This window comes from Stenotrophomonas sp. B1-1 (assembly GCF_010894375.1).
Taxonomy (GTDB): Bacteria; Pseudomonadota; Gammaproteobacteria; order Xanthomonadales; family Xanthomonadaceae; genus Stenotrophomonas.
This window is the reverse complement of sequence record NZ_JAAIUZ010000012.1, coordinates 268,970-279,840: the sequence shown is the minus strand read 5'-3', so window position 1 is coordinate 279,840 and position 10,871 is coordinate 268,970. Positions and strand designations below refer to the sequence as shown.

At 63.1% G+C, this 10,871-nt stretch carries 15 protein-coding genes; 13 read left to right on the top strand and 2 right to left on the bottom strand.

The annotated features are described in order from the left end of the window. Window positions 1-14 precede the first annotated feature (14 nt). Window positions 15-806 carry a DUF4198 domain-containing protein gene (locus G4G00_RS11070; RefSeq protein ID WP_108753164.1) on the bottom strand — a complete coding sequence of 264 codons (792 nt, stop codon included), beginning with the start codon at window positions 804-806 and terminating at the stop codon, window positions 15-17. A 251-nt stretch (window positions 807-1,057) separates the two neighbouring features. Beyond that, complete coding sequence (locus tag G4G00_RS11065) at window positions 1,058-1,396, bottom strand: hypothetical protein (RefSeq protein WP_164272969.1); 339 nt, start codon at window positions 1,394-1,396, stop codon at window positions 1,058-1,060. A gap of 659 nt (window positions 1,397-2,055) precedes the next feature. Between G4G00_RS11065 and G4G00_RS11055 the strand changes: the two genes are divergently transcribed. The 13 genes from G4G00_RS11055 to G4G00_RS10995 all read left to right on the top strand — a co-directional run bounded on the left by G4G00_RS11055 (window position 2,056) and on the right by G4G00_RS10995 (window position 10,787). Then, entirely contained in the window at window positions 2,056-2,400 is a 345-nt protein-coding gene (locus tag G4G00_RS11055) for a helix-turn-helix transcriptional regulator (protein ID WP_240336126.1), read from the top strand. Between the two features lie 181 nt (window positions 2,401-2,581). After that, window positions 2,582-3,034, top strand: a complete 453-nt coding sequence (locus G4G00_RS11050) for a hypothetical protein (RefSeq protein WP_164273478.1) — start codon at window positions 2,582-2,584, stop codon at window positions 3,032-3,034. 397 nt (window positions 3,035-3,431) lie between these two features. Continuing rightward, the gene (locus G4G00_RS11045) at window positions 3,432-5,480 is read left to right on the top strand and encodes a transposase domain-containing protein (protein ID WP_164273475.1); all 2,049 of its coding nucleotides are present in this window, start codon (window positions 3,432-3,434) and stop codon (window positions 5,478-5,480) included. Continuing rightward, window positions 5,480-6,706, top strand: coding sequence for an AAA family ATPase (locus G4G00_RS11040; protein WP_164273472.1), 1,227 nt, complete (start codon window positions 5,480-5,482; stop codon window positions 6,704-6,706). Before G4G00_RS11045 ends, G4G00_RS11040 begins: the two co-directional genes overlap by 1 nt. After that, window positions 6,703-6,936: a hypothetical protein gene (locus G4G00_RS11035; RefSeq protein WP_164273469.1), complete on the top strand. Its 234-nt coding sequence runs from the start codon at window positions 6,703-6,705 to the stop codon at window positions 6,934-6,936. The genes G4G00_RS11040 and G4G00_RS11035 overlap by 4 nt, the downstream gene beginning before the upstream one ends. Further along, window positions 6,933-7,223, top strand: coding sequence for a hypothetical protein (locus tag G4G00_RS11030; protein ID WP_164273467.1), 291 nt, complete (start codon window positions 6,933-6,935; stop codon window positions 7,221-7,223). The genes G4G00_RS11035 and G4G00_RS11030 overlap by 4 nt, the downstream gene beginning before the upstream one ends. A 168-nt stretch (window positions 7,224-7,391) precedes the next feature. After that, window positions 7,392-8,006 carry a DUF3164 family protein gene (locus G4G00_RS11025; RefSeq protein ID WP_164273464.1) on the top strand — a complete coding sequence of 205 codons (615 nt, stop codon included), beginning with the start codon at window positions 7,392-7,394 and terminating at the stop codon, window positions 8,004-8,006. 1 nt (window position 8,007) lies between these two features. Next, window positions 8,008-8,304, top strand: coding sequence for a hypothetical protein (locus G4G00_RS11020; protein ID WP_164273461.1), 297 nt, complete (start codon window positions 8,008-8,010; stop codon window positions 8,302-8,304). A gap of 3 nt (window positions 8,305-8,307) precedes the next feature. Continuing rightward, complete coding sequence (locus G4G00_RS11015) at window positions 8,308-9,015, top strand: DUF2786 domain-containing protein (protein ID WP_164273458.1); 708 nt, start codon at window positions 8,308-8,310, stop codon at window positions 9,013-9,015. Next, on the top strand, window positions 9,012-9,419 hold the full coding sequence (locus G4G00_RS11010) for a regulatory protein GemA (RefSeq protein WP_164273455.1): 408 nt from the start codon (window positions 9,012-9,014) through the stop codon (window positions 9,417-9,419). The genes G4G00_RS11015 and G4G00_RS11010 overlap by 4 nt, the downstream gene beginning before the upstream one ends. Further along, window positions 9,419-9,781, top strand: coding sequence for a hypothetical protein (locus G4G00_RS11005; RefSeq protein ID WP_164273451.1), 363 nt, complete (start codon window positions 9,419-9,421; stop codon window positions 9,779-9,781). The genes G4G00_RS11010 and G4G00_RS11005 overlap by 1 nt, the downstream gene beginning before the upstream one ends. Beyond that, entirely contained in the window at window positions 9,781-10,374 is a 594-nt protein-coding gene (locus G4G00_RS11000; protein WP_164273448.1) for a hypothetical protein, read from the top strand. The genes G4G00_RS11005 and G4G00_RS11000 overlap by 1 nt, the downstream gene beginning before the upstream one ends. Further along, on the top strand, window positions 10,371-10,787 hold the full coding sequence (locus tag G4G00_RS10995; protein ID WP_164273445.1) for a Mor transcription activator family protein: 417 nt from the start codon (window positions 10,371-10,373) through the stop codon (window positions 10,785-10,787). Before G4G00_RS11000 ends, G4G00_RS10995 begins: the two co-directional genes overlap by 4 nt. The last annotated feature ends 84 nt before the right edge of the window (window positions 10,788-10,871 follow it).

Below are 10,871 nucleotides of genomic sequence, written 5' to 3'. Positions count from 1 at the left end.
AACGATGGAAGGGATCAGGGGTTCAGCACGCGGAAGCTGAGCGTGTAGCTGTTGCTGTACTCGGCCACCGCGGCCCCGGCCGGCGCGGCCGTGCGGTGGCGGGTCAGCGCAATCCATGTGCCGGCGGATGTCAGCGGGAACCTTCCATGGCCCTTGGTGTCGGTGGTGACGGTCACCACCTGCGGTGTGCGGTCACTGCTCCAGACCGCCTCGGTGATCTCGATCTTCTGGTTGGCCAGCGGCGCGCCGTCGTACTGGGCGATGAACTCGAACGCCTCGCCCACGTACAGATCGTTGGGATGGGTGACCGGCACCAGCTCGATGCCCTGGTTGTGCGGCGCCAGCGCCGCGCGGTCGGGGTTGCCGGCCGTCACATACGTCTCGGCAAGCGTGCGCGACTGGAAATCGGAAATCACCTTGGCCCCGGCCGGAATCTTCACCGCCGGATCGCGCGAGCTTTCGCGCTTGCCATTGATTTCCCACGTGCGGAACAGTGCGCCCAGGCGTTGGCCGGTGCTCAGGCGGTAGGTGCCCGTGCCGGCCGGCAGCGTGTACTCGGCCACGGTGCGGGTCTTCATCACCTGCGCAGGCAGCGCGGCGGTCCTGCCGTCCGGGCCGGTTACGCTGAACTGGCTATCGTCGAACGCGGTTTCGGGCACGAAGAAGACTTCGGCGAACGAAGCGTCCAGCGCCACCGTCTGCCCCGCACGCGGCGCATAGGTGCTGGGCGACAGGTACGGCGTGTGGGCAAGAACGGGCTGGATAAACGCCAGTCCAAACGCCGCGAACGCGGCGAGGGAACGCATCTTCATGGGAACTGTCTCGTCAGTGAGCGTGGGCTGTTGGGGGACAGAGAGTATGAGAAATATGGGATAGGCCGGAATTGGCCGAAATAGCGCGGCAAATCCATTGCCGCGCAAGGGGTTCGCCAACCTTAAGACAACTGCCCGCGATTGTCAGAGGTTTGCGAAATTGGCGCCCAAGCGGACGCGCTGGACATATGATCTGCGAAACGGTGATTCGATCAGGCTGCCCTTTGAACAGCGTTAGACGCGCGCTATCTGGCCGGCAGATCGTCCGTCAAGTCGCACGCCGTCATCGCGCAATCGATCAAGCTCTTGAGCTCATCGGACAGGGCCGCTAGCTGGGCCGTTTCAAGATGCCGCAGTGCAGGAGCACGCGCCCTATCGAGCGCTTCCTCAACGACCGAGCACCATCCGTAGCGCATTGAAATTCTTAGAATTTCCCGCATCATCCGCGCGCGCTCGCCTTGATCAAGCCAAGGGCCAGCAGGCTCCCCCTGGGCGCTGGTCGCACCTCGGGGAACATCTGGCGCTGCTTCGACCATGATCTGTGTCAGCCTACCGACGAGCTGCCGCTGCACCTCTAACATCATCAACCGGGCCTCCTTGAGCCAATCCAACGGCACGCCGGGCAATCGGGATGACCTCAGCCTCGGCCAAACCCGTTCCCAGCAGTTCATACACAAGCATTACGGCTTCGGCTCTCTTTGAAGTGGGCAGCGTAGCCCGCCTCGCCGTCAGCGCGTCCTCGACTGCTTGAAGGGCCAGCGTAAGCCGCTCCTGACTCAGGACCTGAGACGCAGATGGGGTAGCGCTGTCGTCATTGGCCCGAAATGCCTCTAAACGCTCCGGTCCTTCCCCGGTAAGAAGCCAATGACCGTTCCAGCCAGCTTCCGCCAACGGGCCCAGCATGAGGGCATCTGGAACCCGCTCGTTGCGCTCATAGCTTGCGTATGTGCGTTTCGCGACTCCCATGATTTCAGCCATGTCTTGCTGGGTTCTAGAGGCACGAATTTGCCTCAGGCGTGATCCGAGGTCATTTCGCACTTCCACCTCCCAAAGCGCGAAGCGAAGCGCGAAAGCCTAATGCCCCCTTCGCACTTCGCCCAAGTCTCTGTTCCATAAGGGATTCCTCAGTAAGTAGCGCAAATGTTCCTTGATCACGGAAGTGCGAAGCAATTTCGCGCTTGACGAAGGGAGCGTTTGTGCCTCATATTTGCCTCATAGACACCGCCAACGGACACCAAGCAACGTGACGGCACTACAGGCACTTAAAAAAGCCAGTCTCCAGGACTGGCACCCGGCCCAAGTCAATGCTGCGCTGCGTATGAGGGGCTATTCCCTGCGCCAGCTCAGCCTGCTCAACGGCTACAGCAATCCAAACAGCCTCGCCAAGGCATTGCACCGGCCATACCCCTTGGCTGAAGCCATCATTGCCGAGGCGCTGGGGATCAGCGCTCCGGAAATCTGGCCCAGCCGCTACGGGGCGGACGGCAAATCCAACCGCAAACGCGGCCAGAAAGCTCTTCTTCCTGCTGGGGCAAAGCCTAGCAGGCTCCGCCCGATTCGCAATTCCCAACAGGCGGGCGGCGAATGAATAGCCAACGTATCTATGAGCCAGCTCAGGCTGGCAGGGGATCAGCCGGCCAGTGCCCCGCGACGCCACGCGCAAAAACCCCGGCAGCGCGGGAGTGGGTATGCCGCCTTGCGGACGCCGAGCTCTGTTCGGCGCACTCCCCCCATGCGACCGCGCCAGAGGCCGGTGAGGGCGACCCGGCATGAAGATCAAGGCTCGCCAGGACGCCCTCACCGGGGACCTGTTTGCCATTCCGCGCCCTGTTGCCCCCGTGGATGGGGCGATGAACTACCGCAAGACCGTCAGTGCGTTGGTCGGCGACATGCTCAACGGCGCTCGGGTCGCAGGGCTGGATCGGTATGAAGTGGCGGCCAAGGCCAGCCGACTGGCCGGGCGCGATGTATCCAAGGCCATGCTGGACGGCTACACCGCCGAGTCAAGAGACGAATTCAATGTGCCGCTGTGGCTGGCGCCGGTATTGGAAGTGGTCTGTGACAGCACCCAGCTGACGGAATGGCTCGCCGACGTACGTGGCGGCCGGTTCCTGGTGGGAGCGGCCACGTTGGATGCTGAAATCGGGCGCCGCAGCCGGGAGATGGATATTGCGGCGGCCGAGCTGAAACAGCTTCGCGAGCTGCGCAGGAGGGTCCGCTAGTGAAAAGACCTCAGCTCAATGCCGCCCAATCCATGGCGGAACACGGACCGGCCGCACCGTTGCATGGAGCATCTGATGCTCAAGCAACATCGGTATCCGCAGACAGTACACCGAGGGCACAAGCCAAGTCTGCTCGCGAGGAAATTGACGAAGCGTCCTCAACGCATATTCGGTCAATCCCAAAAGCAACGTTTGCTTCCCCTCAGGAAGCTGTCGCACATGCGCGAGCTCTTCGGCAGTACCGGGTGCAACGGGGGGCAGGGCTCGTCGTAGATCCTCAGTCGCTTCCCCGATCGCCGACCAGTGTTGCGGAAATTTCAGCCAAAGGCTTGCGCCATCGCTGCGCCGCAGTACTGCGCGCAGTAGCGCGAGTTCTCGACGAAGAGAAGTAGACGACATGAGCGTCATTGCCATGCCTTCAAAGAGGTCCCAAATGTCTTCAGCGGTAAATTCGTCGGCCATAGGCGACAAGTCTACCCACGCCGCGCCACTTTTCTGCGACCTGGCAGAAATTGCTGCAGCGATGGGGGTGACGAAGCGCGCGATGGAGATGCGCGCGAACAAGGAAAATTGGCCATTTGAGACCCGTGTCACTCGGGGCGGAAAGAAGCGCCACTTTTCCGTCGCATGCTTGCCTGCAGACATCCAGACCGCCTTGCTCCTGCGGCGCTCGCCAGTTATCACTTGTCGTCCCCCGGCGGCATGGACCGACGAACGCATTGCATCGGCGTGGCGCCGCTATGAGGCCGTACCCCAGGCACTGAAAGACGAAGCCGCACGCCGCCTGCGCGCACTTCAGGCCGTTGAATGCCTGGTTGCAGAAGGCCATCCCCTGATGGCCGCCCGGTCACATGTAGCCGCACAGCTGCAACGTGAGCAGGCGCGCGGAGTTAGCACCGCCAGCCTCGGTCGGTGGGCCGCTCTGGTCAGCCAGGTCGAAAAGCAGCACCGCCTCGCCCTGCTGGTGCCCGCCTATACCGCGACCAAGGCCAAAGCGGACATTCCCTCAGAGGCGTGGGACCTGTTCAAGGCGGACTACCTGCGCGTGGAGGCACCCAGCGCGCAGAGCTGCTACGACCGTCTTCAGCGTATCGCCGTCACCAAAGACTGGCCCACATTGCCCTGTGCAAAGACGTTCATGCGTCGAATCGAAGCGGAACTACCCCGCGCCGTGCTGGTGCTGGCCCGTGAGGGCCAGGAGCGATTCAATCAAACGTTCCCGGCACAGGAGCGCGACCGCAGCGTGTTCCATGCCTTGGAGGCCGTGAACAGCGACGGTCACAAGTTCGACGTGTTCGCTCGCTGGCCGGACGGCACGGTTGCGCGTCCCATCATGGTTGGCGTCCAGGATCTCTACAGCGGCAAGCTGCTGGGCTATCGCATCGCCGAGACCGAGTCCTCTGACCTTGCACGCTTCGCGTTCCGTGACGTGATCGAGCGCTACGGCATTCCAGGCAAGGTCTGGCTGGATAACGGCCGAGGCTTCGCATCCAAGATGCTGACCGGTGGCACCGCGAACCGCTTCCGCTTCAAGGTGAAAGAGGATGATCCGACCGGTCTGCTGACGGCGATGGGGTGCGAGATTCACTGGGCGACTCCGTATCACGGCCAGGCTAAGCCCATCGAGCGCGCATGGCGCGATCTGTGCGACCGGATTGCTAAGCATCCGGCATTTGCCGGCGCCTATACCGGTAACAAGCCCGACGCGAAGCCGGAGAACTACGGCAGCAAGGCCATTGCGCTGGATGAGTTCGTACGCGTCCTCAACGAGGAAATCGCGGCTCACAACGCCCGTGAAGGTCGCCGCACACGTACGGCGGCAGGTCGCAGCTTCGATGCCGCTTTCGAGACCAGTTATGCCCAGGCTACGATCCGCAAGGCGTCGCCCGAACAGCTGCGGGAAATGCTCCTGTCCACGGACGTGGTTACTTGCGACCGGCGAGATAGCAGCGTGCGCCTGGCTGGCAACCGCTACTGGAGCGACGCCATTGCACCGTTTGCGGGCCAGAAGGTCATGCTCCGCTTTGATCCCGAGCATCTGCACCAAGCCGTGCATGCGTACACCCTGGCCAACGTCTACATCGGCCAGCTGGACTGCATTGCCGCTGTTGGCTTCGCTGACACGGGTGCAGCTCGGGAACACGCCAGGGCCAAAAAGCAGTACCGCCAAGCGACCCGCAAGCAGCTGGACGCGGAGCGCCGGATGGAAGCGGCCAGCGTTGCCAACCAGCTCCCCGCGCCGATGCCCGAGTCGCTGCCGCCTGCAGGCGTGGTTGCGCCGCTGTTCGGTCGCCGCCAGTCGCCACGCGTGCAGGAAGCCGAGCCCGCCGAACGACTGCGCACAGGCACCGACGACAACGAAAGCGCATTCGTGTCGCTGATGGATCGCATGCAGGCCCAGCAGCGCCGGAACAGCCTGTGGACCACACCAGATGGGGAAGTCTGATGCAGAGCAACCCCGCAACAGGCTATCAGCGCAGGCAGGCCTACCTCCAACGCATCCGCAATGAAGGCTCGCATCCACTCCGTCACCAAGCCCAGGCCCGCTTCCGATCCGGCATAGACACCCGGACCAACCCCAAAGCAACGACCGCAGGCGGCGGCATTGCCCGCCTCAGATCGAAACTCGCCGCCCTGAAACGTCCGCCCCTTCCACCCGTTGCCCCGCTGCACCCGCACCAATCCGAGGAATCCCAAACGATGAATCTGGCCGTGACTCCGATCACCCCCGAAGAACTGTCGCCGGAGCAGCTCGCCGATCTGCGCGAGCGTCTCCGCATCACGCTGGAAGAAGACAAGAACCTGAGCCAGGCCCGGCTGGCTCGCGAAGCCGATATCAGCAGCGCCACGCTGTCGCAGTTCTTGGGCGGCACTTACGCGGGCAACCTCCAGAACGTCGCTCGCAAGCTCATCGGCTGGCTCAACGTACGGGACGAGCGCATCAGCAGCGGCAAGCTGCCCGAAGGTCCTGAGTTCATCGCCACGCCGACCAGCGAGAAGCTGCGCGCCGTGCTGCAGTACGCTCACATGGCAGGCGACATCGCGGTGATAGCTGGTGGCGCGGGGCTGGGCAAGACCGTCACGAACAAGCGCTATGCAGCTGTGAGCCCCAACGTCTGGCACGTCGAGCTGACCCCGGCCACGGGCGGCGTACTGACCTGCCTGCAGGAAATTGCCGCCGTCATGGGTCTGCGTGACCTAGTCAACACCGCCGCCTACATCCAGCGCGCCATCTTCCAGAAGGTGCGCAACACCAGCGGCCTGCTGATCCTGGATGAAGCACAGCACCTGACTGTGCAGGCGCTGGACATGGTCCGCGCCATCAACGATCAAACCAGCATTGGCCTTGTGTTGTGCGGCAATGATCGCGTTATCACGCAGATGACGGGCGGCAATCGCGCCCCGTTCCTCGACCGCCTGTATAGCCGGGTTGGCAAGCGCCTGGTCATTCACAAGGTGGTCAAGGGTGACGCAGACGCAATTATCGATGCCTGGAACATTGCCGACGCTGGTTGCCGCGACCAAATCCGCCAGATCGCCGACCTGCCGGGCGCGCTGCGCGTGCTGAACAAGGTGCTGCGCCTTGCTTCGATTTACTCCCAAGCCAAGAACGAGCGGATCTGCTGCGAGTCCATCCGCTACGCCGCCAAGGAACTGGGAGTCATGGTGTGACCAGGTCCATCTTCCACATCACAGCCGACCTGGTGTCAGCCGTCGGCGGCATAGCCAGGCTCGCATCGCCCGAGGCATTGCCGGCACGCTGCCTGATCGTCCAGCGCTGCTACGCGCTGGCCACCCCATTCGATTCGCTGACCATCGGCCAGTTGCTGCAGTGGAGCAATGAAGCCATCGCAAGCGCCGCTCAAACGGCTCATACGGACAACCAGGAGCGTATCCCGTGAACGCCATCGCCAAGAACTGCACCACCATCCAGCACCAGCTGGCCACCGCGCTGGAGGCTATCAATGCGCTGGCCGACAAGGGCCTCACAGCGCGATCAGTCTCGATCACGGGCGCCCGACCCGTGATCGTCATTGACCGCCCACGCGGCGACTCCCTGGTGGGCGCCCAGCACATCCGCGAGCGCAAGGGCGAACTGGTGACCCGCACGAAGATGGCAACGCCCTTCCATGGCTGCCAGGTGGAGTGGGATGTCTGCCAGTCCACTCTCTCGTCCGAGCTGCATTGAGGTTGGCCCCATGAACGATACGCCGCTGCCTGATCCTCTCGACGCCGATGAGCTTCCGCCATGGCTGGGCGAACGCTACCGAGACCGGCTGTGGGAACGGTTTGCACAGGAGACAGGGCCGCTGGAATAGCGCTACGCCGGCCAATTGATCACGTAATGGAGACCGACATGACAAGCACCACTCTACCCGCCGGCTACCGGCAGGACGCCAAGGGGAATCTGATCCCCGAGAAGAACATCCGCCCCATTGACCAGGCCCGCGACGAACTGGTGCAAGAGCTTGCCACCGAGGCCAAGCGCCTGCATGCGTTGCTGTCAGCGTTCAAGCTGCGTGCACACGCTGATATCGAGGCATTCATTCAGCTCAGCGCGGAACAGTACCGGGTCGCCATCGGCGGCAAGAAGGGCAACGTGACCCTGCTGTCCTTCGATGGCCGCTACAAGATCATCCGGCAGATTCAGGAGAGCATCCGCTTCGATGAGCGGTTGCAGGCCGCCAAGGCACTGATCGATGACTGCCTGACCGAGTGGACCGTGGATGCCTCGCCGGAGATTCGGGCGATCATCAACGATGCCTTCCGGATGGACCACCAAGGCAACATCCGCACCGGCCAGGTGCTGCAGCTGCGCCGCCTCAAGATCGACGATGAACGCTGGGTGCGTGCGATGGCTGCCATTGGCGAGGCCGTCCAGGTGGTGGGCAGCAAGTCCTATGTCCGCGTCTATGAGCGGGACGACAAAGGCGCCTACCAATCCATCACCCTTGACATGGCGGGAGTGTGACATGCCCAGCACTGAAACCAACATGCAGCTACTGGAGCTGGCACGCGATATCGCCGACCGCACCGCACGCTGCGATATCGAACTGTTTGCAAAGGACGCCTGGATTGACGGCATTCAGCACTACGACACCACGGTTCCGCGTGGCTTCGATGTGGATGTGACCGTGGTGCGTGAAGCCGTGGACTATCTGGATCTGCGGGGCGACGTGTTCCCTTGGCGTATGGAGCGCCACCAGGCATGCGCTGAGCTGGTGCGATTTGTGGACAAGTCCACTGATACGAATCAGGTTGAGGGCTGATCGATGACCCGCGAACAAGCCTTGCGCAAGATTCAGGCGTGCCTGCGTCTGGCGGCGTCCTCCAACGCTACCGAGGCAGCAACCGCGTTGCGTCAGGCGCGTGCATTGATGGACCGCTACGGCCTGACCGAAGCAGATGCTGCCAGCAGCGAAATCGGCGATGCCGAGGCCACGACAGGCTTCCGTGGTGACGAGCTGCCCCTATCCTTGATGGCTCTTGCCACGGTGGTGGCTGACGGGTATCGCTGCCGGGTGATCGGCAGTCAGCAGCGCAGCACGACCTGGCGGGGAGACGAGTTGTCCCTGCAACGGCGTACCGTGGTGCGATTCCTCGGTGCCGGCGCCGATCCGCAGATCGCCGCCTATGCCTTCACCGTGTTACGCCGTCAGCTGCAGAAAGACAAGCGTAAGCACGTATCCCGCGTGCGTAAGCAAGCTAACCGCGAGCGAAGGGCCGAGGAGTTTGCATTGGGCTGGGTCACCGCCGTCAGGCGGCTCTTCCCAAGCGCCGAGCTACCCGAAAGGCGTGCCGCTGCCATCGAGCAGGCCCTCAATCAGCGCTATGGCGAGCTAACCCAAAGCACTGGAAAGCAGTTCAAGGGAGGTCGCGTCAAGCCAGACGACTTCGATAGTGGTTTCGACGCCGGTCGCGGAGCCTACGTCAATCAAGGGTTGGCCGAGGGCCAGGCCAAGCTGGAGCATCTGCCATGACCGTCAGTTCCGTAGAACGGCGCCAGATGGCCAAGATCAAGATTGGGCAGAAGGCGCTACGACTGGACGATGACACATATCGCGCCCTGTTGGTGCGCGTGACCGGGGTAACCTCCTGCGGGCAGATGACCTTCCTCCAGCGGCAGACTGTGCTGGCGGAAATGAAGCGCTTGGGCTTCAAGCCCTCCGCCGACAAGGCCCATCCGGGCCGGCCGACCAACGCCGACCAGGTCTCGATGCTCGGGAAGGTCGAAGCCCTGCTCGCCGACGCTGGCCGCCCGTGGGAATACGCCCGCGCCACCGCTGAGCGCATGTTTGGCGTCCAGCGGCTGGAGTGGCTGCGCCCTGCGCAGCTGCATCGACTGGTGGCTGCCCTGCAGATCGACGCGAACAGGAGGAAGTGATGTCCGACGATAAGATCATCCAGGCATTCCCACAGCGCGGGCAACTGCCGGACAATCCGGTTGAGCTGATTGAAGACCGCTGGCGGTACTGCCAGCACGCTTCGATTCGTATCATCAAGGATGATCGCCAGGTGGTGTGCCGACAGTGTGGCGCGACGCTCGACCCATTTGACTACCTGCTTAACGAGGCCCGCGCCATCGCCCAAGGATGGCAACGCCACCGTGAAGTGCTGGCGCAATGCGCCCAGCGTCGGGAAGAGATTGCCAAGCTGGAGAAGGAGAAGCGGCGTTTGCAAGGACAGGTGCGCACGCTGAAGAAGCGGGCCGACGAAGTCACGCTGGACGTGCGGAGGCCTTTGTAGTGCGCGCAACCTGCCCCGATTGCGGCGCTCAAGCCCACCTGTCGGCCTTCTTCGTCGAGGACGATGGCAAGCGGCTGGCGGTGCTGCTGGCGGACATGCAGCCCGAACTGGGGCGGGCGGCGCTGGGCTACCTCGGACTGTTCAAGCCAGTGAAGACCGCCCTGCGTCTGGCACGCGCCGTCAAGTTGCTGCAGGAACTGTCTGCCCTGGTTGCCACCGGGACGGTCTGTCGCGATGAGCGCAATGGTGTCCGCCGTCCAGCGACGCCAGGCCAGTGGGCCGCTGGGATCGAGCAGATGCTGTCGCAGCGCGCTGCATTGAGCCTGCCTCTGGACAGCCACAATTACCTGCGCGCCGTGGTGTTCGGCCTGGCCGACAAGGCAGACGCTGCTGCCGAGCGCCAGCGTGAAGCGGACGCGCGCACCGGCCGTCACCTGGCGCCTGTGCCTTCCGACGCCGCTTCGGAGCAGGAACGAAAGCTGGAAGACGCGCTGTACTACATCCAGCAGCAGCTCGGCTACGGCGCCATCACCGCCGAGCAGGCAGAGCAGCAGCGCGAGGCGGCCCACCGGAAGCATCGAGGTGACTCATGAGCGACATGTTTGGCGAGGATCGGGACGTTGACCCGGACAAGGCGTTGGCGGCAGTGGGCGTTCCCCGCACCTATCGCTGGCAGGGAACCTTGCAGGACATGCTCAGCGCCGTACGCTTGGCGATGCAGCAGCAGCGACTGGACGATTCGGTCATTGATCGCGCCGCCGAAGCGGTTGTGATGCAGCTGTGCGATACCCTGGGTGGGCAGATCACCTACCTACCGCGAGGGGTGGCAATCCGGCGTGCCCTACGCAACGCCCGCATCTATGCAGACTCTCAACGCGGCGCCATGCCGCATGAGCTGGCTACGCGCTACCGCATGTCGATCCAGAACATCTATGACATCATCGCTCGCCAGCGGGCGCTAGCCCGGCGAGCCGAACCCGATTTGTTCGGGTTCGATGATCCATGACCAAGTGCCATCTGCTGCACCCAATGAACCCCGCTTCGGCGGGGTTTTTTCTTACGAAAAGCTGAAACACACATCTGCTCGCGC

What these genes read in the sequence shown, in the direction of transcription:
- G4G00_RS11010 (WP_164273455.1), top strand. Translation starts at nt 9,012, where the DNA reads ATGACCGTCAGTTCCGTAGAACGGCGCCAGATGGCCAAGATCAAGATT.
- G4G00_RS11070 (WP_108753164.1), bottom strand. Translation starts at nt 806, where the DNA reads ATGCGTTCCCTCGCCGCGTTCGCGGCGTTTGGACTGGCGTTTATCCAG.
- G4G00_RS11015 (WP_164273458.1), top strand. Translation starts at nt 8,308, where the DNA reads ATGACCCGCGAACAAGCCTTGCGCAAGATTCAGGCGTGCCTGCGTCTG.
- G4G00_RS11040 (WP_164273472.1), top strand. Translation starts at nt 5,480, where the DNA reads ATGCAGAGCAACCCCGCAACAGGCTATCAGCGCAGGCAGGCCTACCTC.
- G4G00_RS11020 (WP_164273461.1), top strand. Translation starts at nt 8,008, where the DNA reads ATGCCCAGCACTGAAACCAACATGCAGCTACTGGAGCTGGCACGCGAT.
- G4G00_RS11065 (WP_164272969.1), bottom strand. Translation starts at nt 1,396, where the DNA reads ATGATGTTAGAGGTGCAGCGGCAGCTCGTCGGTAGGCTGACACAGATC.
- G4G00_RS11045 (WP_164273475.1), top strand. Translation starts at nt 3,432, where the DNA reads ATGAGCGTCATTGCCATGCCTTCAAAGAGGTCCCAAATGTCTTCAGCG.
- G4G00_RS10995 (WP_164273445.1), top strand. Translation starts at nt 10,371, where the DNA reads ATGAGCGACATGTTTGGCGAGGATCGGGACGTTGACCCGGACAAGGCG.
- G4G00_RS11050 (WP_164273478.1), top strand. Translation starts at nt 2,582, where the DNA reads ATGAAGATCAAGGCTCGCCAGGACGCCCTCACCGGGGACCTGTTTGCC.
- G4G00_RS11005 (WP_164273451.1), top strand. Translation starts at nt 9,419, where the DNA reads ATGTCCGACGATAAGATCATCCAGGCATTCCCACAGCGCGGGCAACTG.
- G4G00_RS11025 (WP_164273464.1), top strand. Translation starts at nt 7,392, where the DNA reads ATGACAAGCACCACTCTACCCGCCGGCTACCGGCAGGACGCCAAGGGG.